This is a genomic window from Pantoea folii, assembly GCF_056678875.1.
The window spans coordinates 57,298-81,540 of record NZ_JBWXON010000007.1 but is presented as its reverse complement, the minus strand read 5'-3'; the positions used below and the strand labels follow the sequence as shown (position 1 = coordinate 81,540).

Below are 24,243 nucleotides of genomic sequence, written 5' to 3'. Positions count from 1 at the left end.
GTTTACTGCGCCATGCTCACACCCGCGAGGCGTACTAAGCCATCAGGCCAGGCTTTAAAGCCCTGCAGTTTTTTCGTCATGCCGAAGATGCGCGGCTCGAAATAGAGATAGGCGATTGGCATATCGGTTTGCAGCTGATTCACCACCTTGGTGTACAACGCCTGGCGCTGCGCCTGATCGTTGGTAAGACGTGCGGCGTTCAGCCACTCATCAACCTGGGGATTGCTGTAGCGGCCGTCGTTGAGCGTGCCTTTGCTGTTGATAAACGAGTAGATGCTGCCATCGGGATCGGGACGGCCGGACCAGCCAGATAAGCTGAGCTGGTAATCGCCGCGCTGCTGACGATCCAACAAGCTGGCGAACTCACTCATCTGCAAGTTGAGGTTAATGCCCGCTTCACCGACCATCGCCTGAATCACCTGGCCGACCTGCTGTGCGGTTGGATTGTTGGTGACCAGCAGCGTCAGATTGAGCGGCGTGGTGACACCCGCCGCCTTCAGCAACGCTTTGGCTTTCTCCACATCGCGTGTACTGATTGGGGTGTTGACGTGATAGGCACTGACCGGCGAGAAGGCTTGGTTGGATGGGGTATATAAGCCTTCAAACGCCACCTGATTCAGCGCATCGCGATCGATCGCCAGCGAGAAGGCCTCACGTACGCGCGGATCTTTTAGCGGGCTGTTGGCGTCAACCTTGCCGTTATTGATGTTGAAGGTAATGCCCTGATAACCGAGGCCGATGACTTTAGCCAGCGCCAGCTTGCTGTCGCCTTCAACCGTTTTCACATCGCTGGCCGCCACGCCTTCTGTCAGGTCGAGATCGCCTGCGCGCAGGTTGGCGAGACGCACTGAGGCATCCGGGATCGGCAGGAAAATCACTTTATCGAAGTGGTATGCGCTTTTGTTCCAGTAGTTTTCAAAGCGCGTCAACACGATACGGTCCTGCTGCACGCGGCTGGCAAACTGATACGGGCCGGAGCAGACTGGATGGGTCGCGAAGTCCGGTTTTTTAGCGGCTTCCGGTGCCAGCATCGCGCCAGCGCGGTCGGTGAGCTGGCTGAGCAGCGCCGCATCCGGTGTTTTCAGGTGGAATTTCACCTGCATCGGCCCGCTGACTTCCACGCTGTCGATGGAAGAGATTTCGCTTTTACGCAGCGAACCCGGCAGCGTCAGCGCACGCTCAATATTAAACTTCACCGCGTTGGCATCAAACTTCTCGCCATCCTGGAAGGTCACGCCCTCGCGCAGGTTCATAGTCAGGGTTTTACCGTCATCACTCCACGCCCAATCGGTTGCCAGGCCGGGCACCACTTTCAGGTTCTCATCCACATCCACCAAGCGGTCGCACATAGCCGCAAACACGAAACGTCCGTAATAGGTGCGCGCCAGATGCGGATCGAGCATGTCTGGGTCGGCACCCAGACCAATGCGAATCACACTTTCCGCCTGGCTGTGTGCACTGGCACCGAGCAAGAGCAGGCCGCTTAAGGCCGTGAGTAACGTTATACGAGCTTTCTTCACAGGCGAATCTCCAGAGGGTTAGGCTTGTTGCTTGGCCGCCTGCTCAAACAGCGCGCGGCGACGTAAAAAGGCGGCAGAAGGGGGGGCAATCACGATGACGCTGCGATCGCGGTTAATCTCCTGCCAGCGATGACAGGCAATCTGGCGGCCACCGCTCAGCACCTGGTTAATCGGTTCAAACTGACGGCAATCCGATGTCGCCCATGGGCAGCGTGTGTGAAAACGACAGCCACTGGGCGGATTGGCTGGATTGGGCAGATCGCCCTGCAACATCGGAATCTGGCGGCTGACACCCGGTTGCATCTGCGGCGCGGAGGCGATCAGCGCTTGGGTATAGGGGTGCAGCGGCGCGTCAAAAATCTCGTCCACGGTGGCGACTTCAACAATCTGGCCGAGATACATCACCGCCACGCGATCGCTCATATGGCGAATCACCGCCAGACCGTGCGCCACGATGATCATCGTCAGGCCAAACTGCTGTTTCAGGCTTTCCAGCAGATTCACCACCTGCGCCTGCACGGAAACGTCTAAGGCGGAAACCGGCTCATCGCCCAGCAGCAATTTGGGTTGGGAGGCGAGGGCACGGGCGATGCCGATACGCTGACGCTGACCGCCGGAAAATTCGTGCGGATAACGCTCTGCCCAGGCAGCCGGTAAACCCACGGTGCGCAGTAACTCAGCGACGCGCGCATGGCGCGCCTCTCGGCTCAGTTTTTCATGCAGCCACAGCGGCTCGCCGACAATCTGTTGCACCGTCATACGCGGATTTAGTGAGGCAAAGGGGTCCTGAAAGATGATTTGCAGTTCGCGGCGCAGTTGATTCAGGCGTGCGCCGCTGGCATCGGTAATACTTTCGCCCTGATAAAACACGTCTCCGGTACTGGCCGCCAGCAGACGTAGCAGCAAACGACCGAGGGTCGATTTACCCGACCCCGATTCGCCGACAATCGCCAGCGTCTCACCCGGCATCACCTGTAACGACACGCGATCAACCGCGGTGACGCCGCGATTGCGTTTGAACAGGCGGTTGGGTCCGGCAAAGGTTTTGCTTAAATCGCGGCACTCTAAAATCGGCTTCATGCGATCTCTCCCAACGAGACGTACTGTTCCAGCGGCGCGCGGAAACAGGCGACCTGATGATCGGTAGCCAGCGCACGCAGCGTCGGGCGGTTATGCTGGCAGCGGAGTTCGGCAAAGGGGCAACGGTTGGCAAAACGACACCCTGAGGGCATGTTTTCCGGTAATGGAACCTGGCCAGGAATGGTGGCCAGTGTGCCGCTGCGTGCGCTCAGGCTGGGAATCGATCCCATCAGGCCAATGGTGTACGGATGCTGGGGATCGTTAAAAATCGCTTCCACGCTGCCGGTTTCTACCACCTGACCGGCGTACATCACCGCCACACGCTGCGCGACTTCCGCCACCACGCCCAGGTCATGAGTAATCATCAATACGGCGGTGCCGGTTTCCTGCTTCAGGGTATTCAGCAGCGCAAGAATCTGTGCCTGAATGGTGACATCGAGTGCGGTGGTTGGCTCATCGGCAATCAGCAGCTTTGGATTGTTAATCAATGCCATAGCGATCATCACGCGTTGGCGCATACCACCAGACAACTGATGCGGGTAGGCTTTGAGGCGCATCTCCGGGGCGGGAATCTGCACTTTTTGCAGGATGGTCAGCGCGGCTTCCATCGCCGTGCGGCGATTGACGTGGCGATGGCGCATCACCGCTTCACTGAGCTGGTCGCCGAGGGTGAAGGCCGGATTGAGCGAGGTCATCGGCTCCTGGAAAATCATCGCCAGCTGATTGCCGCGCAGGCTGGCGTAATCGCTGGCACTAAGATCACGCAGGCTGCGCCCGTCGAACTGCATCTCGCCTTGCAAAATCTCAGCACTGGCGGGCTGCAGGCCCATCAGGGTGAGCGAGGTGATACTTTTGCCGCAGCCCGATTCCCCAACCAGCGCCAGCGTTTCACCCGCGTGCAGCGTCAGAGAGATGTCGTCCAATACCGTAACGGGCGAACCGCGAAACTGCACACGCAGATTGCGAACGGCAAGCACCGGATGCTCGTTCATGGCGTCTCCTCCTGATGGTTGTAAAGCGCTTCAAGCAGCGCCTGTTGCAGCGCCAGTAAGTGTTCGCGCATCGCGGCAGCGGCTTCATGCGGCTGGCGTTGCGCGATGTGATTCACCAGGCGCTGATGATGGTCGTCATAGTTGTTGAGGCGGGCGGGGGTGCGTGCCTGTACGCGCAGATGCTGCCAACCTGGATCGCGGCGCACGGCATCCACGGCGTCGAACAGGCCCAGCATCAAGCGATTACCGGCGGCTTCCGCGATAGCGCGATGAAAGGCGCTGTCCCACAGTTCGTGCTGGTCGCCATCCTCCGGTGCCGTGATGCCATTCATGCGTTCCAGCAGGCGCTTCATCAGTGCAATCTGCTCTTTACTGGCGCGCAGGGCGGCCAGTCGCGCTAACCCTGGCTCCAGTTGCAAGCGCGCTTCCATCACTTCCAGCAGATTCGACTGCTGCGGCAGGTCGTGCAGCGCCAGCGGCTGCACCGGTGCAGCAGGACCAACAAAGGTGCCTTTACCCTGTTTGCGCCAGATGCGTCCCTCCTCTTCCAGCACATCTAGAGCACGGCGGATCTCACGGCGTCCGACGCCAAAACGCTCTGCCAGTTCACGTTCCGTGGGCAGCGCGCGATCGGGCTGCTGTTCCTGTTGCTGGATCAGTTGACGCAGTTGCTCCAGAGCAGAACTGGAGTTGCGGGCGCTATCTGACGTGTGACTCATGATTGGTTCGCCTGTTTAAACATCAGAAAAAGATCGGTAATCCCGGATTAACCAGCACTTTTACTGATGAAAGGCTGAGCAATCGGCTTTATCAGCTTAGGCAAGAAGCGAACCAATATTGGATTGGTTCAAAGATGACAGGTACGTGACAGGAATAACCCTTTGAACAGTAAGTAAAAGTTTTTTCGGGCTTCGTTTAAAACTGCGAGGTGCATCAATATTCATGGTGGAAGTTGCGCTTCATGTTGGTGCGCTCACGCTGCATTGCTGTGCACGAGGCGAACCGTTCGAACTGGAAATAACGTGAATGATGTTGTTTTTCAATGAATTGAAATATTGGCACTTTTTTTGAATGTGTTTATGCAGATGCAGGAGCGATAGCGGGCAACCGATGTCGCCAAACAATTTGCAATGGGTCACTAGGGTTCCGGTCGAAAGATGCTGGTCCGAGAGTGACCGACCGTCCTCTGACGGTTACACGGCGGGACAAAAGCCCGGGAGGAAAGCGAGATCGTTGCTCGCCGCCTCCTGCTTTTATTTCGCCCGTTAACGCCAGAGGAACCATCATGATCAAAGCCTGCCTTCGCTTGCTGTTGCTTTGCACCGTCGCACTGTTCAGCGTCAATACGCTGGCCGCCGACAAACCCTCCTTCAAGATCTGTTGGTCCATTTACGCGGGCTGGATGCCATGGGATTTCGCCCAGCAGAGCGGCATCGTGAAAAAATGGGCCGATAAATACGGCATCGACATTCAGTTTGTGCAGGTCAACGACTACATCGAATCGGTGAATCAGTACACCGCCGGCGGCTTTGACGGCTGCACCATGACCAACATGGATGCCCTGACCATTCCTGCCACCGGCGGCGTGGACAGCACGGCGCTGATCGTCGGCGACTACTCCAACGGCAATGACGGTATTTTGCTGAAGGGCAAAGGCAACATTGCCTCGCTCAAAGGCAAGCCGATCAATCTGGTCGAACTCTCGGTCTCTCACTATCTGCTGGCGCGTGCGCTGGAGAAATCGGGCATGAGCGAGAAAGATGTCAAAGTGGTCAACACCGCCGATGCCGATCTGGTGGCGGCGTTTGGCACGTCTGACGTGCATTCCATCGTCACGTGGAACCCGCTGCTGGCCGAAGCGGAAAAGCAGCCAGACAGTCATTTAATCTTCTCTTCAGCACAAATCCCCGGCGAAATCCTTGATCTGCTGGTGGTGAATACCGCCACGCTGAAAAAGTATCCGCAGTTGGGCAAGGCGCTGACCGGTGCCTGGTATGAAACGCTGAAAACCATGTCCGGCGCGAGTGACAGCGCCAAAGCTGCGCGCACGCAAATGGCGCAGGCTTCCGGCACCGATCTGGCGGGCTTCGATCAGCAGCTGGCCGCCACTCACTTGTTCAGCGATGCCAAAACCACCCTCGATTTTGTCGACAGCCCGCAGTTGAAAGCCACCATGCAGCTGGTCGCAGAGTTCTCCTTCAAGCACGGTTTACTGGGTGAAGGCGCACCGAGTGCTGATGTGGTGGGCGTGGAAACGCCAGCAGGCAATTGGGGCGATACCAACAACCTGAAACTGCGCTTCACCGATGAGTTCACCAAACTGGCCGCTGCGGGTCAGCTTTAAGCGAGACGATGCCGATGCGTAAATTGATCAACTACCAACCGCTGCCGCTCGGTCGCCTGCTGCTTGGCATCCTGCCGCTGCTGGCGCTGCTGCTGGTCTATCTGTTCGCGTCGGATGCGCGTCTCAGCCTGAACGCCGCAGACAAACTGTTGCCAGGGTTTAACGCGATGGGGGACGCCATCAGTCGCATGGCGTTTCAGCCCAGCCCGCGCACCGGGGAATACCTGCTGTGGACCGACACCGCCGCCAGCCTGATGCGCCTACTGAGCGGGGTGGCGATCAGCGCGCTGCTGGCGCTGGCGATTGGCCTGTTCACCGGTGCGTTACCGGTGGTGCGTGCGGTGCTGGCTCCGCTGGTGACGGTGGTGGCGCTGGTGCCACCGCTGGCGATTCTGCCGATTCTGTTTATCTGCTTTGGCCTCGGTGAAGTGTCGAAAGTAGTGCTGATCGTGATCGGCATTACTCCGCTGATTGCGCGCGATTTGCAGCTGCAGGTGGAGAAAATCCCACGCGAGCAGCTGGTGAAAGCGCAGACGCTCGGTGGGCACAGCGCGCAGATTTTGTGGCGCGTGCTCCTGCCGCAGATGATGCCGCGTCTGCTGGATGCGGTGCGTCTGTCGCTGGCGTCAGCGTGGTTGTTCCTGATTGCTGCTGAAGCGATCGCCGCCACCGAGGGGCTGGGGTATCGCATCTTCCTGATGCGCCGTTATCTGGCGATGGATGTGATTTTGCCGTACGTGGCGTGGATCGCGCTGCTGGCCTTTGTGCTCGACCTGCTGCTGCGGCTGATCAGCCGTCGTTGCTGGCCGTGGTATCACGCGAAATGATTCAGGAGCGAACCATGCCATTACTGCAACTGAAAAACCTCGAAAAGCATTACGGCGATCAGGTGGTGCTGGAACGTCTCAACATCAACGTCGAGCAGGGCGAGTTTGTGGCGATTGTCGGGGCGTCCGGCTGTGGCAAAACCACTTTCCTCAACATGCTACTTGGCACCGAATCGCCGACCAAAGGCCAACTGCTGCTGGACGGCGAACCCATCCCCGACGAACCCGATGCCTATCGCGGCGTGGTATTCCAGCGCTATTCGGTATTTCCCCATCTGACGGTGCTCGGCAACGTGATGCTGGCGGAAGAGTTCAGCAGCGCCCGCTGGCTGGGACGTGTGTGGGGCAAAAAGCGCCAGGCGATTCGTCAGCGTGCGCAGGCAATGCTGGCGCAGGTTGGCCTGGAGCATGCGCAAAACAAATACCCGCACCAGCTCTCGGGCGGCATGCAGCAACGCCTGGCGCTGGCACAGGCGCTGATGAAACAGCCGCGTATCCTGCTGCTTGATGAGCCGTTTGGTGCGCTCGATCCCGGTATCCGCAGTGAAATGCACCAGCTGATTACCCGCCTGTGGCAGCAACACAACCTGACCATATTTATGATCACGCATGACCTGAAAGAGGGCTTCAGCCTGGCTTCGCGCCTGCTGGTGTTCGACAAACTGCGTCATGACCCGCACGCGCCGCAAGCCTGGGGCGCGACTATCACTTACGACCTGCCACTCAATCGCGACCAGCCCGCTGCTGACCTGCCGTCTGAGCCGCAGGTGGCTTAAAGGAGCACTACATGAAGGCTTATCAAACCCTGTTACCAGCGGGATCGCACTGGTCGCTGGTGATGCGCGGCGGCACCGCGCTGACACTGACCGATATTGAAGGCGGTGCCAACGTCGGCATGCTGTTCTACAACCCGGAAAATCTGCTGGAGCGCTACAACGCGCCCGATACGTTGAAGTGCCAGCACACTTTCCGTCTGACAGCCGGGCACTGCCTTTATTCCGATATGGGGCGCATTTTTTGCGGCATCGAAGAAGACAGTTTCGGCTGGCATGAGAGCGTTTGCGGCACCTTGAATGCTGAGCACACTGCCGCACGCTTCGGCGCCAGCGACTATCAGCAGGCGCGCAATCTGCGCCATCAAAACGGCTACGACAGTTTCCTCGTCGAGCTGGCGAAATACGGCCTCGGCCAGCGTGATATGGCCTCTTGCCTCAACCTGTTTGCCAGGGTGCGCGCCGATGATAACGGCACGCTGCAACTGGAGCAGCAGGGTGCACCTGGCGCACAGGTGCGGCTGCGCTTCGCCATGGACACGCTGGTGATCCTACACACCTGCCCGCATCCGCTGAATGTAAGCAGCGAATATCCGCGCCAGCCGGTGCAGATCGCACTGGACGCCCAGCGCGCGCCGCTGCCGGACATTTGCCTGGCGCGTGCCGAAAACCAGCGCGGACTGCGCAACAACGCGCTCTATCAGCTGCAAGGAGAAATCTGATGATCACTGAAAGCTTACTCAATTCCGCCGAAGCGCAATTCCAGCAGCAGGTGAACGCCGGTGATTACTGGTTGCAGCGCATCGAAGCGGGCCAGACGTTGCGCATCACCGATCTGGAAGGGAATCAGGCTGCCGATACCCTGTTCTTCAACGCCGACGACACCGCCGAGCGCTACAGCATGAGCGATACGCTGCGCGGGCAAAAGAATGTGTTCCTCAGTGCGGGCAGCGTGCTGCGTTCCAACTTGGATCGCCCGATGCTGACGATAACTGCCGATACCTGTGGTCGCCACGATACGTTGGGCGGCGCCTGCTCCTGTGAAAGCAACACCGTGCGCTACGACCTGGAGAAGCGCCACATGCATTCCTGCCGTGACAGCTGGATGCTGGCGGTGGCTGAGAAGCCAGAATTTGGCCTGACGCGTCGCGATATCACCCACAACATCAACTTCTTTATGAACGTGCCGGTGACGCACGACGGTGGTTTGACCTTTGCCGATGGCATTTCTGCACCGGGTAAATATGTCGAGATGGTGGCGGAGATGAATATCCTGGTGCTGATCTCCAACTGCCCGCAGCTCAACAACCCCTGTAACGGTTACAACCCGACGCCGATCTTAGTCAGCGTGTGGTGAATCTTTGACGCAACGGGACGACCCGTTTTTAAGCCGTCATTGTCCCTGCAGGACGACCTGCCGTAATATGAGATTTCACTCATGATTGATCGCGTATTGATTGCCAACCGTGGCGCGATTGCTGTGCGCATCATCCGTACCTTGCAAGCGATGAACATCCGCGCGATTGCGGTGTATGCCGAAGCCGACCGCCACGCGCGCCATGTGCGACTGGCCGATGAAGCCTGGTCGCTGGGCGAGGGGCAGGTGCGAGACACTTATCTCAATCAGCAAAAAATACTGGAAATTGCCGCACAGAGCGGGGCGCAGGCAGTGCATCCCGGTTACGGTTTCCTCAGCGAAAATCCCGAGTTTGTGACGCGCTGTGAAGCGGCCGGCGTGCAGTTCCTCGGGCCGAGTGCCGGGCAGATGGCCGCGTTCGGTTTAAAACATCGTGCGCGTGCGCTAGCACAGGAGAATCAGGTGCCGCTGCTGCCAGGCAGTGGTTTGCTGACTTCGCTGGACGAAGCGCGAGTGATGGCGGAGAAGATTGGCTACCCGGTGATGCTGAAAAGCACCGCCGGTGGCGGCGGTATTGGCATGCAGTGTTGTGATGATGCCGAACAGCTCAATGCGGCGTTTACGCGTGTTAAACGACTGGCAGGCAATAATTTCGCCGACGATGGCGTATTTTTAGAGAAGTTTATCGCCCGCGCGCGCCACATTGAGGTGCAGATCTTTGGCGATGGTGCTGGCAATGTGATTGCCCTTGGCGAGCGTGACTGTTCTGCTCAGCGCCGCAATCAAAAAGTGCTGGAAGAGACGCCCGCACCGGGATTGAGTGCGGCGGTTCGCGCTGAGCTACAAGCAACTGCGGTGCGACTGGCGCGTGCGGTCAACTACCGCAGCGCGGGCACCGTGGAGTATGTCTACGATGATGCCAGCCAGCAGTTCTGGTTTCTTGAAGTGAACACCCGTTTGCAGGTGGAGCACGGCGTCACTGAAATGGTGTATGGCGTGGATTTGGTTCGCTGGATGGTGGAGCTGGCGCAACAAACGTTGCCGCCGCTGCACACCTTATCGACCGAAGCGCAAGGCCATGCGATTCAGGTGCGCCTGTACGCTGAAGATCCGGCCAAACAGTTCCAGCCCAGTGCCGGTTTGCTCAGTCACGTCCAGTTCCCGACGGAAAGTGAAGACGCCACGCTGCGCATCGACAGCAGCGTGGAAACCGGCATGGAAGTATCGCCGTTCTACGATCCGATGCTGGCGAAAGTGATTGTGCATGCGGCCAGCCGTGAGGTGGCATTGCGCAGTCTGGCACAGGTGCTGGACGCCACCGAGCTGTACGGTATCGAAACCAATCTGCTGTGGTTGCGCCATCTCTGTTCCCTGCCGGAAGTGCAGCAGGGCCGCATCATCACCGCCACGCTGGGCGGCGTGCAGTGGCAACCGCCCACGCTGGATATCCTCAGCGGCGGCACCTTGACCACGGTGCAGGATGCGCCTGGCCGTGTCGGTTACTGGCACGTCGGTGTGCCACCGTCTGGCCCGTTTGACAGCCGCGCGTTCCAGTTGGGTAATCGCTTATTGAATAACGACGCGCAGGCGGCGGGGCTGGAGATTACCTTGCGCGGTCCCACGCTGCGTTTTAATCAGGCGTGCAGTTTTGTTCTGACCGGCGCACCGATTGCCGCGCAGCTGGATCTGCAGCCGTTAACGATGCATCAGATTGTCACCGCGCAGGCCGGGCAAACCCTGACGCTGGGCGATGTGAGAGAAGGGTGCCGCAGCTATCTGCTGCTGGCGGGCGGCTTGAATACGCCGCGCTATCTTGGCAGCCGCAGCACCTTTACGCTCGGCAAGTTTGGCGGTCACGCCGGGCGGGCTTTGCGGGCGGGCGATGTATTGCATCTTGCCGAACCGCAGGTGCTGGCAACGGCAGACTTGCCTCGCGAGTTGGTGCCGGAACTCAACGGCGAATGGCAGCTGCGGGTGATTTACGGCCCGCACGGCGCACCGACCTTCTTTACCGATGATGACATCGAGGCGTTCTTTGCCGCCGAGTGGCAGGTGCATTATAACTCCAGCCGTACCGGCATTCGCCTGATCGGACCGAAACCGACCTGGGCGCGCAGCGACGGCGGTGAAGCGGGCATGCATCCTTCCAATATTCACGACAACGCCTATGCCTTTGGCACGGTGGATTTTACCGGCGATATGCCGGTGATCCTCGGCCCGGACGGTCCTTCGCTCGGTGGCTTTGTCTGCCCGGCCACGGTGATCGAAGCCGATCTGTGGAAGCTGGGACAGCTCAAAGCAGGGGATCGCGTGCGCTTCCTGCCGATCAATCTCAGCAGTGCGGATCAACTGGCGCAGGCAGAGCGTGAAGCGATCATCAAACTGCAATCCGTACCGCTTACAGTGAACGCTGCGCTGCCCCTTATTGATCCACTATTGCACCATCAGGCGGCAGAAAATGGCCGCCCATCGCTCAGTGTGCGTGCAGCAGGTGACCGTTTTCTGCTGGTAGAGTATGGCGATTTGATGCTGGATATCGCCCTGCGTTTCCGCGTGCACGCGCTGATGCAACAGCTGGAAGCCCATTCTCTGCCGGGTCAGCTGGAATTAACGCCGGGCATCCGTTCGCTACAGGTGCATTACGACGCACAACACTGTGTGAGAAGTGAGCTGTTGGCGCAAATTTTGCACATTGATCATGCGCTGGGCGACCTTAGCGAGGCCGCTGTGCCCTCGCGTACTGTGTGGTTACCGCTCAGCTGGGACGATGCGGCCTGCCGTGAGGCGATAACCCGCTACAGTCAGTCGGTACGCCCCAATGCGCCGTGGTGCCCTAGCAATATAGAATTTATCCGCCGCATCAATGGTCTGGCCAGCATTGATGAGGTGAAGGAGATCGTGTTCAGCGCCGCCTATCTGGTGATGGGGCTGGGCGATGTCTATCTCGGTGCGCCCGTGGCGACGCCGCTCGACCCGCGTCATCGCCTGGTGACCACGAAGTACAATCCGGCGCGCACCTGGACAGCAGAAAACTCGGTAGGTATTGGCGGCGCTTACATGTGCGTCTATGGCATGGAAGGGCCGGGCGGTTATCAGTTTGTCGGGCGCACCATGCAGATGTGGAACCGCGATCGACAAACCTCGGCCTTCACACAGCCGTGGCTGCTGCGCTTCTTTGATCAAATCCGTTTTTATCCGGTCAGCGCCGAGGAATTGCTCAGCATTCGCGAGCGCTTCCCGTGGGGTGACTATCCGCTGCGGAGCGAAGAGGGCGAATTCCGCCTCGCAGACTATCAGGCGATGCTGGTGGAGCAGGCGGAGGAAATCGACGCCTTCCAGCAGCAACGTCAGCAGGCTTTTGACTGTGAACTGGCGCGCTGGCGAGCAGAAGGGCAATTCACCTTCGACAGTCAGCTGCAGGCACAGAGTAGTGAAGAGATTACGGTGCCTGCAGGGTGTAGCCCGGTAGAGAGCCAGGTGGCGGGCAGCGTGTGGCAATGGTTGGTTGACGAAGGCAGTGAGATTGAAGCGGGTGCCACGGTAGGCATTCTCGAATCTATGAAGATGGAAATCCCGATCGTGGCGCCAGTCAGTGGAAAAATCCATTGCTTCTATCGCCAGGCCGGGCAGCAAGTGCAGGCGGGTCAGTTACTTATGGTGATCGATCCTTCAGCGGCATAAGTAAGAATAAAAAATAATCAGTAATCAGGCAGCAAAGCCGGGGATCTGACCCATAATTAGTAACCCGGCTGATTGTTGCATTGCTATGACATCTTTCGCAGTGTGCAACAGGCTGTGTCCCGTAACGGTTTTATAAAAAATTGAAAAGACCGCTGCGGGATACAGCCTGATATGGCCGAGTTTCAGCGCCTGGTGGCGCTTACCTCTCTACTTTCACGTGCTTCATAGTGAGTTTTTAAGGAGTTCTCTATGGAAATAAAAGATCCAATGGTCGAGTTATTGAGTAGCCTTGAGCAGATTGTTTTGACACGTGATGCACAGCCTTCCGTATCAGAAATTACACTCAACGCAGTATCCGTTCCCGAGCCACAGCGTTTACGCGAAATGACCGGCATGCAGGTGGATGAGTTCGCCCGCGTGATGGGGGTGAGCGTTTCATCTGTAAAAAGTTGGGAGGCGCAACGCACGCGCCCATCCGCTACGGCACGTAAACTGATGAAACTGCTGCAAGCGAATCCCTACCTGGGACGGCAGTTACTCGAGTAAGAAGACTATCGGTTCTCTGACCCGCCTGCACGGCGGGTTTTTTTTCAGCTTAATCCGCCGTATTTTGCCGCCTGTTTCACAAACCAACTCTCTGGCACGCTGTGTGGTGGCTGCGCCAGCTGATCAATGCCTTGCTGAATGATCTGCTCTGCCTGCTGCCACAATTGCGGATTGCCCTGATTCAACAACTGAATCTGGATCTGTTTTTCAATCAGGTAGATACGTGCAAAGTCGGGATCGAAATGCACAATGGCACGGGTGTTGTCGATGATATCGGCCAGCTTGATGGTTTGCGCATCGGGACAGGCTTCGGCGGTATGGCGGAAGTGCGCCAGTTTGCGGGCGGCGCGGTTTTTCGCCTCGGGTTGCGCGCTGTCAGTCAGCATGTCGACCAACTGCGCGACGCGCGGGCCAAAATGACTTTCAATGTCCTGTAACGTGCTCGGGGTATCTTCTACGGTGTCATGCAGCCAGGCGGCGGCAATCATCTGTTCATCATCGGTGACGCTGCGCACCAGTTCGGCCACCGCAGCCGGGTGCACGATGTAAGGCTCATCGGTGTATTTGCGACGCTGACCCGCAGCAGCATGTGCCTGCGTGGCATAACGGCGCGCTTGCTCTTCCAGTGAATCACGCATCTTTAACACTCCGGAATAAAGTTGCTTGCAATTATCTAGCGCGCTATCTATATTGAATCGCATGAACAGTAATCAAGATGACAAAAAAGTGCAGCAGACGCCACTCCAGGTTGATCAACACCTCTGCTTCGCGCTCTATTCGGCGAATCTCGCGATGCACAAAGTCTATCGCCAGCTGCTGGCTGAGCTGGAGATTACCTATCCGCAATACCTGGTGATGCTGGTGCTGTGGAATCAGGATGATGTGACCGTATCGGAGATTGGCGAGCAGCTTTTCCTTGATTCAGCCACGCTGACGCCGCTGCTGAAACGCTTAGAAGCCACTGGTTTGTTACGCCGTCAGCGTTCGCGTCGCGATGAGCGCCAGGTGGTGGTGACCCTGACAGATGAAGGTCGTGCGCTGCGTAAACGAGCACAAAGCATTCCCGAGGCGGTACGCTGTGCCACCGCCTGTGACGATGACACCTTGATTGCTTTGAAAAATCAGCTGGACGATTTGCGCACCAATCTTAACCGCGCCAAATAAAGCATTTTGGATGTCGCCATCGCGGCATCCTGGATATCAACGTCAAAACTGCGCATAGATATATAGTGCGCGATTATATAGTGAATAGTGAGGTTATCATGTCTTTAGATAAAGTTGTTTATACCGCAAAAGCCAAAGCCACCGGCGGCCGTGATGGTCGTGCGACTTCGTCTGACAACGTGCTGGATGTGAAACTGGGCGTGCCAAAAGAGATGGGCGGCGCAGGCGGCGAAGTCACTAACCCAGAGCAGCTGTTCGCTGCGGGTTACTCAGCGTGCTTCCTCGGTGCGATGAAATTTGTGGCCGGTCGCGACAAAATCACCATGCCAAAAGATGCGTGGATTGAAGGCGAAGTCGGTATCGGCCCAATTCCAACCGGTTTTGGCATCGAAGCTAAACTGAACATCCACCTGCCAGAGATGGATGCAGCCGAAGCGCAGAAACTGGTGGATGCGGCACACATTGTTTGCCCATACTCTAACGCCACGCGCGGCAACATTGATGTGACTCTGAATATCATCAACTAAGGTCGCAGCCAGTCCAAAGAGAGGCTCCATCAGGGGCCTTTTATCATTTTATGGGGTCAGATCAATTATTGTCTGGTCTTACCATTGGTTAAATGTTCTACTGCTGCGCTGCATGCGCCTTCATTGCCGTTCCGGTTCAGATTCGTCCCGTTCCTGCTCGTTGCTTGCGCTTTTCTCGCTCACGGACGAACTCTATTGACTTTAAATAGTCACATTTAAGGTTGGTTTATTGACACCGGGTCAGGAATGAATAAGTAAATGAATTATATCAAAACGTTAACGCAGCAAAAGCTGTCGCTGTTGCTTGCGCTCTATCTCGGCATCTTGTTGAATTTGCCAATTTTTTATCGCCGATTTGACGGCTTCCTAACGAAATCCACCCTCTCTAACTGGCTTTCTGCGGTCGCAGAAGTGACCGCTGCGGTGCTGCTGACGTTTTTCCTGATGCGTCTGCTATCGCTGGGCGGTAAGTGGGTTTATCGCATCCTTGCCACGTTAACCGTGGTAATTTCCGTGGCTGCCGCCTATTACATGGCTTTCTTTAATGTGGTGATCGGCTACGGCATCGTGGCCTCAGTGATGACCACTGATGTCGATCTCTCTAAAGAAGTGGTCGGCATGCGCTTTGTGCTGTGGATGGTGCTGGTCAGCGCGCTGCCGCTGCTGCTGATTTGGCGTAATAACCTTAGCCAGACCTTGATTGAGCAATTGAAAACGCCGGGCCAGCGTCTGAAGCCTGCGCTGATCATGCTGTTGAGCGTAGCGCTGGTGTGGTTGCCGATTCGCTACTTCGACAAACTGCAAAAAGTGAATGAAGAGATCACCAATATCGACCTGCCAAGTTACGGCGGGGTGGTGGCGCACTCGTATTTGCCTTCTAACTGGATTGCGGCGCTAGGGCTGTTTGCCTGGACCAAAGTCGATGAAGAGATGGATGGGGCGGAACTGCTCGATCCAGCGAAGAAGTTTACTTACGTGGCACCGCCGGGCATTGATGATACCTATGTGGTGTTTGTGATTGGCGAGACCACGCGCTGGGACCACATGGGCTTGCTGGGTTATGACCGCGATACCACGCCGAAGCTTTCTAAAGAGAAGAATCTGGTGGCCTTCCGCGGTGAATCTTGTGATACCGCCACTAAGCTGTCGTTGCGTTGTATGTTTGTGCGCGAGGGTGGCACCATGGATAACCCTGGCCGTACGCTGAAAGAGCAGAACGTTTTTGCGGTGATGAAGGAGCTGGGCTTTACCTCTGAGCTGTTCGCCATGCAGAGTGAAGTGTGGTTCTACGATAACGCCGATGTGAATAATTTCTCGTTCCGTGAGCAGATTGGTTCTGAGAAGCGTAATCAGGGTAAAGCGGTGGATGACATGCTGCTGGTGCCAGAACTGCAGGCCTCGCTGCAACGTTTCCCGAAAGGTAAGCATCTGGTGGTGTTGCACACTAAGGGTTCGCATTATCTGTATTCACAGCGCTATCCGCGCAGCTTTGCCCGTTATCAGCCGGAATGTATGGGTGTGGATGAGACCTGTAGCAAAGCGCAGTTGATCAATGCTTATGACAACTCGATTTTGTATGTCGATACCATGCTGGATAGTGTGCTCGATCAGTTGCGTGATAAGAAGGCGATTGTGTTTTATGCCGCCGATCATGGTGAGTCGATCAGCGATAATATGCACTTACACGGCACGCCGCGTGAGATGGCGCCGCCGGAGCAGTTCCGCGTGCCGATGATGGTTTGGGCCTCTGATAAATATCTCGAAGATCCCACCAACCGCAGTAACTTCGAGCGTTTGCAGGCGCAGCAGCGCGTAGGGAAAACCCATCGTCATGTTGAGTTGTTCGATACCATTTTAGGCTGCCTGGGCTACAGTTCGCCGGATGGCGGGATTAAAGCGGCGAATAACTGGTGTCAGGCACCCGCGGCGACGCCAGCCAAAACGCTGTAAGTATTTTCTGGAAGGTACTGAGCGGCAGGGCTTTTTGCGGCGCTGTTTGCTTTCCAGGCGATCGGGCGGATTTTACGGAAAAGGGATTGACGCTCCCAAGGGGGAGCAGTAATATTCGCCCCCATCGGCGAGTAGCGCAGCTTGGTAGCGCAACTGGTTTGGGACCAGTGGGTCGGAGGTTCGAATCCTCTCTCGCCGACCATATTTGAAGAAACCTGCTTGAAAAAGCAGGTTTTTTTTCGTCTGTCGATCGCGGAGTCGGTGCAGCCAGGAGTGAATACGGGGCCGCTGCGTAAAGTCGCTGTCTCGTCCCTGATCGCTCGACACACGCCATCCCTGGCGTGTAACGCTTTACTCCGCGGCCCCGCATTCCCTCCTTCATCTGATTCTGTGCGCGCTTTTGGAAGTGAACATTTGGCTTTGTGTTTGTTGCCAGGGGCGGAGTTGTTAAGTTTGTGCGGGGTTTTAAAAGCGGAGCTGGTGCAGCCAGGAGTGAATACGGGGCCGCTGCGTAAAGTCGCTGTCTCGTCCCTGATCGCTCGACACACGCCATCCCTGGCGTGTAACGCTTTACTCCGCGGCCCCGCATTCCCTCCTTCGTTTGATTCTGTGCGTGCTTTAGGAAGCGAACATTCGGCTTTGTGCGTGCTGTCATAAAGAAAACATGCTGTTGCTTAGATGCGTGCTGTTTTTCAAAACAGCGGCATCATTGCTGATGAGCGATGGGAAGGCGGCTCGGGTAGCAAAGCGTTCGCCGCAGGGATGCGGCGACCGAGGCTACAGGGATGTATTTACGCCGTCTTTGCGATCGAGCCGCCTTCCCTGAGCAGCGCACCATTTAAAAGCGATGCTGTTTGCACCTAACCTTAGAATTCACCCATCCCATCCGACAAATCACATTTACCCGCCATTATTCCCACTTTACCGACTCAACCCCTCACGTAATCAACCCTGCACGCTTAATTCGCGACACATTCTTCTTATGACCGATTAATGCTTTTTGCTGATTTCTTATGCCATTACACCAGCATATTTCGCTGCCTGAACGTCATAACGCACGGCGAATCGTTCAGTTATTCGACGTTTACCAATAACTTTTGTGTGTTTTTTAGCGGTGATAATCACTGTCATTTGACTGTATAGCCAGACAATCACGCGGCATTGCGCGCTTTATCACCTTTTTAAATTTTGGCTCAGCGCAATAACCCTGTTTTTTATCGTTGCTTGCACTTACTCACACTCTGTGTAAATAACCCCACCTTGTATTGACGTTCTTTGCAACTGTTGACAAATTGATGCGTCAATAACATGCAGAGTAGGGCGATTCTGAGGAGCCATTGGCTATCGGATGACAAAATAAACCACTCGCATGCTGCCCGAACCGCATAAAAAAATTCAGAGGTCGGGCGACGCACACAACATCACATCACAATGGAGCAAAACATGATCAACTCCCTGGCTAAATCCAGGATGCTGAAGGTCGGTCTTAGCCTGATTGCTATGACTGTTGCCGCGGGTGTCCAGGCGAAAACCCTCGTATATTGTTCAGAAGGTTCGCCGGAAGGCTTCAACCCACAGCTCTTCACATCGGGTACCACTTACGATGCCAGCTCCGTGCCGATCTACAACCGTCTGGTTGAGTTCAAAACCGGTACTACCGAGCTGCAGCCTGGCCTGGCTGAAAAATGGGACGTTAGCGAAGATGGTAAAACCTATACCTTCCATCTGCGTAAAGGCGTGAAGTGGCAAACCACCAAAGACTTTAAGCCAACGCGTACCTTCAACGCTGACGACGTCGTGTTCTCCTTCGAGCGCCAGCTCGACAAAAACAACAAGTACCACGGTGTATCGGGCGGCAGCTACGAATACTTCGAAGGTATGGATATGCCGAAGCTGATCGAGAAAATCGAGAAAGTTGACGACTACACCGTACGCTTCACCCTGAGCCGTCCTGAAGCGCCGTTCATTGCCGACCTCGGTATGGACTTCGCCTCGATCCTGTCAAAAGAGTATGCGGACAACATGCTGAAAGCCGGCACGCCAGAGAAGCTGGACCTCAATCCAGTGGGCACCGGTCCATTCGTGCTGCAGCAGTATCAGAAAGACTCACGCATTCTGTATAAAGCCAACCCGGACTTCTGGGGCACTAAGCCGAAGATAGATCGTCTGGTGTTCTCTATCACGCCTGATGCGTCTGTGCGTTACGCCAAACTGCAGAAGGGTGAGTGCCAGGTGATGCCGTACCCGAACCCGGCTGACATCGCCAGCATGAAGAAAGATGACAAAATTAACCTGATGGAGCAGCCTGGTCTGAACGTCGGTTACCTGTCATTCAACACCGAGAAAAAACCGCTGGATAACGTGAAAGTGCGTCAGGCACTGACCATGGCGGTGAACAAACAAGCCATCATCGACGCTGTGTATCAGGGCGCTGGCCAGGCCGCGAAAAACCTGATCCCACCAACCATGTGGGGCTACAACGACGATGTGAAAGATTACGCTTACGATCCTGCCAAAGCGAAAGAGCTGCTGAAAGAAGCCGGCATGCCGGATGGTTTCTCTATCGACCTGTGGGCGATGCCGGTACAGCGTCCTTACAACCCGAACGCCCGTCGTATGGCGGAAATGGTTCAGGCTGACTGGGCGAAAATTGGCGTGAAAGCCAAGATCGTCACCTTCGAGTGGGGCGAGTACCTGAAACGCGCCAAAGCCGGTGAACACCAGACTGTCATGATGGGCTGGACCGGTGACAATGGGGATCCGGACAACTTCTTCGCCACCCTGTTTAGCTGTGCCGCCGCCAAAGACGGCTCTAACTACTCACGCTGGTGCTACAAGCCGTTTGAAGATCTGATTCAGCCTGCACGTGCAGAAGCCGATCACAACAAACGTATTGAGCTCTACAAACAGGCTCAGGTAGTGATGCATGACCAGGCTCCGGCGCTGATTATTGCTCACTCTACCGTGTATGAGCCGGTGAGCAAGAAAGTGACTGGCTATGTGGTTGATCCATTAGGTAAACATCACTTCGAAAACGTCGATATCCAGGAATAACCTTTCGGATTATCGCGGTCTGGGCCAGCGCTGCTGGCCCTCGGGCGGCACCTTTGCCGCCCGGTCTCCGCACTTTTTTTCCGGCTAATTTCTTATATTGAAGCGCTTCTTGCGTCGCGATCGGCTTTGTCGATTGCGTGTTGTGAGCAATGTAGTCCCTGGCGGCAACGCCACGGGAAATGACTGAGAATCCGGCTTATGCTGCAATTCATACTCCGACGTCTGGGCCTTGTCATCCCAACGTTCATCGGTATTACCTTACTGACCTTTGCGTTTGTCCATCTGATCCCCGGTGACCCGGTGCTGATCATGGCGGGCGAGCGCGGTATCTCTCCCGAGCGTCACGCCCAGCTGATGGCCCAATTTGGCCTCGACCAGCCGATGTGGAAACAGTACATCACCTACATTAATGGTGTGCTGCACGGCGATCTCGGCATCTCGCTAAAAAGCCGCATCCCGGTATGGGATGAGTTTGTCCCTCGTTTCAAAGCCACGCTGGAACTTGGCATCTGCGCGATGCTCTTCGCGATTGCGGTGGGCATTCCGGTGGGCGTGCTGGCGGCGGTAAAACGCGGTTCGGTGTTTGATCACACCGCTGTGGGTATCTCCCTGACCGGTTACTCCATGCCGATTTTCTGGTGGGGCATCATGCTGATCATGCTGGTATCGGTGCAGCTCAACCTGACGCCGGTATCCGGGCGTGTCAGTGACACGATTTTCCTTGATGACAGCCACCCACTCACCGGTTTTATGCTGATTGATACGCTGCTGTGGGGTGAGGAGGGCGATTTCAAAGATGCGGTGATGCACATGATTTTGCCCGCCATCGTGCTGGGCACCATCCCGCTGGCGGTGATCGTGCGTATGACGCGCTCCTCAATGCTGGAAGTGCTGGGTGAGGATTATATCCGTACCGCGCGCGCTAAAGGCCTGACGCGTATGCGCGTCATCGTGGTGCATGCGCTGCGTAACGCCATGCTGCCAGTGGTCACCGTGATTGGTCTGCAGGTCGGCACTTTGCTGGCGGGCGCGATTCTGACAGAAACCATCTTCTCGTGGCCGGGACTGGGTCGCTGGCTAATCGAAGCATTGCAGCGTCGTGACTATCCTGTGGTGCAGGGCGGCGTGCTGCTGGTGGCAATTCTGATCATCGTGGTCAACCTGCTGGTTGATCTGTTGTACGGCGTGGTGAATCCGCGCATTCGGCATAAGAAATAAGGGGGGCATCATGACAACTGTTGATCCTGCAAGCGTAAGCGCTGCACCCAAGCCGATGACCCCGATTCAGGAATTCTGGCACTACTTCAAACGCAATAAAGGCGCAGTAATTGGCCTGGTTTACATCATTCTGATGCTGCTGATCGCCATCTTCGCCGATGTGCTGGCACCGCATGCGCCGTCAGAGCAGTTCCGTGATGCGCTGCTGCATCCGCCGGTGTGGCAGGAAGGCGGCAGCTGGAAATTTATCTTTGGCACCGATGACGTGGGCCGTGATGTGCTGTCACGCCTGATGTTCGGCGCACGTTTATCGCTGCTGGTCGGCTGTCTGGTGGTGGTGCTGTCGCTGATCCTTGGCGTGGTGTTTGGCCTGATGGCAGGTTACCTCGGCGGCGTCGTCGACGCGGTGATCATGCGTCTGGTGGATATCATGCTGGCGCTGCCAAGCTTGTTGTTGGCTCTGGTGCTGGTGGCGATCTTTGGGCCGTCGATTGTCAACGCCTCGCTGGCGATCACTTTCGTCGCCCTGCCGCACTATATCCGTCTGACGCGTGCTGCGGTGCTGGTGGAAGTGAATCGCGACTACGTGACCGCTTCCAGCGTGGCGGGTGCCGGTACGCTGCGCCAGATGTTCGTCAATATTCTGCCTAACTGCCTGGCACCGCTGATCGTGCAGGCTTCATTAGGTTTCTCCAACGCCATTCTTGATATGGCGGCGTTGGGCTTTCTCGGAATGGGGGCGCAACCGCCAACGCCGGAGTGGGGCACCATGCTCTCCGACGTGTTGCAGTATGCGCAAAGTGCCTGGTGGGTAGTGACGTTCCCTGGTGTCGTCATTCTGCTCACCGTGCTGGCATTCAACCTCATGGGCGATGGTTTGCGTGATGCACTCGACCCGAAACTCAAGCAGTAAAGAGGCACCGAGATGGCACTATTAAATGTAGAAAAACTGTCGGTGCACTTCGGCGACGAAAAAACACCGTTCCGTGCAGTAGACCGTATCAGCTACCAGGTTGAACAAGGCCAGGTGGTGGGGATTGTGGGTGAATCCGGCTCCGGTAAGTCGGTAAGCTCGCTGGCGATTATGGGCCTGATTGATTATCCCGGTCGTGTGATGGCGGAAAAGCTGGAGTTCAACCAGCGCGACTTGCAGAAGATCTCTGAAAAAGAGCGCCGCCAGTTGGTGGGCGCCGAAGTGGCGATGATCTTCCAGGACCCAATGACCAGCCTCAACCCGTGCTACACCGTAGGCTTCCAGATCATGGAAGCGCTGAAGGTGCATCAGGGCGGCAGTAAAAGCACGCGCCGTCAGCGTGCTATCGACCTGCTGGATCAGGTCGGTATTCCCGATCCGGCGTCACGTCTGGATGTTTATCCGCATCAGCTGTCAGGCGGTATGAGCCAGCGCGTGATGATCGCCATGGCGATTGCCTGCAAACCCAAGCTGCTGATTGCCGATGAACCAACGACGGCGCTGGATGTGACCATTCAGGCGCAAATCATCGAACTGCTGCTGGAGTTGCAAAAGCAGGAGAACATGGCGCTGATCCTGATTACCCACGATTTGGCGCTGGTGGCAGAAGCCGCGCAGCACATCATCGTGATGTACGCCGGCCAGGTCGTGGAGAGCGGTAAAGCGGTAGACATCTTTAAAGCCCCGCGTCATCCGTACACCCAGGCATTGCTGCGCGCGCTGCCGGAGTTTGCCGCAGATAAAGCGCGTCTGGCTTCGCTGCCGGGTGTGGTGCCGGGCAAATATGATCGTCCAACCGGCTGTCTGCTCAATCCACGCTGTCCGTATGTGACCGAACGCTGCCGTCGTGAAGAACCTGAACTGCGTGACATTCCGGGTCGCCAGTCTAAATGCCATTTCCCACTGGATGATGCCGGGAGACCGACTTATGAGTCTTGATAATACTCAGCAGGATTACCTGCTGCAGGCGATCGACCTGAAAAAACACTACCCGGTGAAGAAAGGGCTGTTTGGCCAGGAGCGCCTGGTGAAAGCACTGGATGGCGTCTCGTTCAACCTTGAACGCGGCAAAACGCTGGCAGTGGTCGGTGAGTCGGGCTGTGGAAAATCCACACTTGGACGCTTGCTGACCATGATTGAAACACCGACCGAAGGCCAGCTTTACTGGCATGGTCAGGATTTGCTGAAACACGATCCACAGGCGCAAAAACTGCGTCGTCAGAAAATCCAGATCGTGTTCCAGAACCCGTACGGCTCGCTTAATCCGCGCAAAAAAATCAGCCAGATTCTCGAAGAACCGCTGGTGATTAACACCTCTCTGACTAAAGCGGAACGTCGCGAGAAAACGCTGGAGATGATGGCGAAGGTGGGCCTGAAAACCGAGCATTACGATCGCTATCCGCATATGTTTTCCGGTGGCCAGCGTCAGCGTATCGCCATCGCGCGTGGGCTGATGCTCGATCCGGACGTGCTGATCGCCGATGAACCGGTTTCTGCGCTCGATGTTTCCGTGCGTGCGCAGGTGCTGAACCTGATGATGGATTTGCAGCAGGATTTGGGTTTGTCCTATGTGTTCATTTCTCATGATTTGTCGGTGGTGGAGCATATCGCAGACGAAGTGATGGTGATGTATTTAGGTCGTTGCGTTGAGCGCGGCAGTAAAGAGGCCATTTTCAGCAATCCGCGTCATCCTTATACGCAGGCCTTGTTGTCAGCCACGCCACGTTTGAATCCAGATGAGCGTCGTGAAAGGATTAAATTGACCGGCGAACTGCCAAGTCCACTCAATCCGCCACCGGGCTGTGCGTTTAACGCACGCTGCCGCCGCCGCTTTGGTACCTGCGTCCAGTTGCAACCCAAACTTAAGCAATATGGCGAGCAGCAAATTGCCTGTTTCGCGGTGGATGAGGACGAGAATCAGCCAGTGGGCGTGTAATTAACAACGCCAAAAATGAATAAAGGCTCCTGCGGGAGCCTTTATTTTTTCCTGCGTTATACTTCAGGGATGCTAACAAGAGAAATGTTTCTGCCAGAAGCGCCTGGAAATGTATTACTCCAGTGCATCAGTAATTGATTGGTCCTGATTAGGGGTTAAATCGTTAAGACAAATTCTGAATAGCGTCAGGATTATGTGAGCATAATCACGCACCTGTTAAATCCGCAACTTGAAGCACTTCTGCTTCATATCAGTAGCTTAGGTGAATGTTTTTGTCGTTATTATTTCAGTTAATCGATAT

The 24,243-nt window shown here is 56.2% G+C and carries 20 protein-coding genes, 1 tRNA gene and 1 riboswitch; of the genes, 16 read left to right on the top strand and 5 right to left on the bottom strand.

Annotation, left to right across the window (positions count from 1 at the left end; translation table 11 throughout):
• Positions 1 to 2 precede the first annotated feature (2 nt).
• The 4 genes from AC1MDE_RS10360 to AC1MDE_RS10345 are packed head-to-tail and all read right to left on the bottom strand — an operon-like array spanning position 3 to position 4,311.
• On the bottom strand, positions 3 to 1,520 hold the full coding sequence (locus AC1MDE_RS10360) for an ABC transporter substrate-binding protein (RefSeq protein WP_058961109.1): 1,518 nt from the start codon (positions 1,518 to 1,520) through the stop codon (positions 3 to 5).
• Between the two features lie 18 nt (positions 1,521 to 1,538).
• Complete coding sequence (locus AC1MDE_RS10355; protein WP_058961107.1) at positions 1,539 to 2,600, bottom strand: ABC transporter ATP-binding protein; 1,062 nt, start codon at positions 2,598 to 2,600, stop codon at positions 1,539 to 1,541.
• Positions 2,597 to 3,592, bottom strand: a complete 996-nt coding sequence (locus AC1MDE_RS10350) for an ABC transporter ATP-binding protein (RefSeq protein WP_058961105.1) — start codon at positions 3,590 to 3,592, stop codon at positions 2,597 to 2,599. Before AC1MDE_RS10350 ends, AC1MDE_RS10355 begins: the two co-directional genes overlap by 4 nt.
• Positions 3,589 to 4,311, bottom strand: a complete 723-nt coding sequence (locus AC1MDE_RS10345; RefSeq protein WP_160833346.1) for a FadR/GntR family transcriptional regulator — start codon at positions 4,309 to 4,311, stop codon at positions 3,589 to 3,591. Before AC1MDE_RS10345 ends, AC1MDE_RS10350 begins: the two co-directional genes overlap by 4 nt.
• Before the next feature lie 408 nt (positions 4,312 to 4,719).
• Positions 4,720 to 4,814: riboswitch (guanidine-I (ykkC/yxkD leader) on the top strand.
• Positions 4,815 to 4,877: 63 nt separating this feature from the next.
• On the opposite strand from AC1MDE_RS10345, the gene AC1MDE_RS10340 reads away from it, so the two are divergent.
• The 7 genes from AC1MDE_RS10340 (at position 4,878) to AC1MDE_RS10310 (ending at position 13,120) form a co-directional block, all read left to right on the top strand.
• Positions 4,878 to 5,936, top strand: coding sequence for a putative urea ABC transporter substrate-binding protein (locus tag AC1MDE_RS10340; RefSeq protein WP_058961101.1), 1,059 nt, complete (start codon positions 4,878 to 4,880; stop codon positions 5,934 to 5,936).
• Between the two features lie 14 nt (positions 5,937 to 5,950).
• Positions 5,951 to 6,763, top strand: a complete 813-nt coding sequence (locus tag AC1MDE_RS10335) for an ABC transporter permease (RefSeq protein ID WP_480344537.1) — start codon at positions 5,951 to 5,953, stop codon at positions 6,761 to 6,763.
• 14 nt (positions 6,764 to 6,777) lie between these two features.
• Complete coding sequence (locus AC1MDE_RS10330; protein WP_480344536.1) at positions 6,778 to 7,539, top strand: ABC transporter ATP-binding protein; 762 nt, start codon at positions 6,778 to 6,780, stop codon at positions 7,537 to 7,539.
• A gap of 11 nt (positions 7,540 to 7,550) precedes the next feature.
• Positions 7,551 to 8,258: an urea amidolyase associated protein UAAP1 gene (locus AC1MDE_RS10325; RefSeq protein ID WP_058961095.1), complete on the top strand. Its 708-nt coding sequence runs from the start codon at positions 7,551 to 7,553 to the stop codon at positions 8,256 to 8,258.
• Positions 8,258 to 8,893, top strand: coding sequence for an urea amidolyase associated protein UAAP2 (locus tag AC1MDE_RS10320; RefSeq protein ID WP_058961093.1), 636 nt, complete (start codon positions 8,258 to 8,260; stop codon positions 8,891 to 8,893). Before AC1MDE_RS10325 ends, AC1MDE_RS10320 begins: the two co-directional genes overlap by 1 nt.
• A gap of 81 nt (positions 8,894 to 8,974) precedes the next feature.
• Positions 8,975 to 12,574 carry an urea carboxylase gene (gene uca, locus AC1MDE_RS10315; RefSeq protein ID WP_480344535.1) on the top strand — a complete coding sequence of 1,200 codons (3,600 nt, stop codon included), beginning with the start codon at positions 8,975 to 8,977 and terminating at the stop codon, positions 12,572 to 12,574.
• A 249-nt stretch (positions 12,575 to 12,823) separates the two neighbouring features.
• On the top strand, positions 12,824 to 13,120 hold the full coding sequence (locus AC1MDE_RS10310) for an HTH-type transcriptional regulator (protein ID WP_034827767.1): 297 nt from the start codon (positions 12,824 to 12,826) through the stop codon (positions 13,118 to 13,120).
• Between the two features lie 44 nt (positions 13,121 to 13,164).
• Here the strand turns inward: AC1MDE_RS10310 and AC1MDE_RS10305 are convergent, their stop codons facing one another.
• Complete coding sequence (locus AC1MDE_RS10305; protein WP_058961089.1) at positions 13,165 to 13,758, bottom strand: HD domain-containing protein; 594 nt, start codon at positions 13,756 to 13,758, stop codon at positions 13,165 to 13,167.
• A gap of 61 nt (positions 13,759 to 13,819) precedes the next feature.
• Here AC1MDE_RS10305 and AC1MDE_RS10300 point away from each other — a divergent pair, with 61 nt between their 5' ends.
• The 9 genes from AC1MDE_RS10300 (at position 13,820) to dppF (ending at position 23,942) form a co-directional block, all read left to right on the top strand.
• Positions 13,820 to 14,284: a MarR family winged helix-turn-helix transcriptional regulator gene (locus AC1MDE_RS10300; protein ID WP_479397908.1), complete on the top strand. Its 465-nt coding sequence runs from the start codon at positions 13,820 to 13,822 to the stop codon at positions 14,282 to 14,284.
• Positions 14,285 to 14,382: 98 nt separating this feature from the next.
• Positions 14,383 to 14,811 (top strand): organic hydroperoxide resistance protein, encoded by a 429-nt coding sequence (locus tag AC1MDE_RS10295; protein WP_034827959.1) that lies wholly within the window; start codon positions 14,383 to 14,385, stop codon positions 14,809 to 14,811.
• A 258-nt stretch (positions 14,812 to 15,069) separates the two neighbouring features.
• A complete protein-coding gene (gene eptB / locus AC1MDE_RS10290; RefSeq protein WP_480344534.1) occupies positions 15,070 to 16,761 on the top strand; it encodes a kdo(2)-lipid A phosphoethanolamine 7''-transferase in 1,692 nt (563 codons plus the stop codon).
• 125 nt (positions 16,762 to 16,886) lie between these two features.
• Positions 16,887 to 16,963, top strand: a tRNA-Pro gene (locus tag AC1MDE_RS10285).
• A gap of 1,241 nt (positions 16,964 to 18,204) precedes the next feature.
• A complete protein-coding gene (dppA, locus tag AC1MDE_RS10280; protein WP_034827775.1) occupies positions 18,205 to 19,815 on the top strand; it encodes a dipeptide ABC transporter periplasmic-binding protein DppA in 1,611 nt (536 codons plus the stop codon).
• A gap of 198 nt (positions 19,816 to 20,013) precedes the next feature.
• Positions 20,014 to 21,033, top strand: coding sequence for a dipeptide ABC transporter permease DppB (dppB, locus tag AC1MDE_RS10275; protein ID WP_034827777.1), 1,020 nt, complete (start codon positions 20,014 to 20,016; stop codon positions 21,031 to 21,033).
• A 10-nt stretch (positions 21,034 to 21,043) separates the two neighbouring features.
• On the top strand, positions 21,044 to 21,946 hold the full coding sequence (gene dppC / locus AC1MDE_RS10270) for a dipeptide ABC transporter permease DppC (RefSeq protein ID WP_034827779.1): 903 nt from the start codon (positions 21,044 to 21,046) through the stop codon (positions 21,944 to 21,946).
• 12 nt (positions 21,947 to 21,958) lie between these two features.
• Positions 21,959 to 22,945: a dipeptide ABC transporter ATP-binding protein gene (gene dppD / locus AC1MDE_RS10265; RefSeq protein WP_038643846.1), complete on the top strand. Its 987-nt coding sequence runs from the start codon at positions 21,959 to 21,961 to the stop codon at positions 22,943 to 22,945.
• Positions 22,935 to 23,942 carry a dipeptide ABC transporter ATP-binding subunit DppF gene (gene dppF / locus AC1MDE_RS10260; protein ID WP_479397909.1) on the top strand — a complete coding sequence of 336 codons (1,008 nt, stop codon included), beginning with the start codon at positions 22,935 to 22,937 and terminating at the stop codon, positions 23,940 to 23,942. Before dppD ends, dppF begins: the two co-directional genes overlap by 11 nt.
• The last annotated feature ends 301 nt before the right edge of the window (positions 23,943 to 24,243 follow it).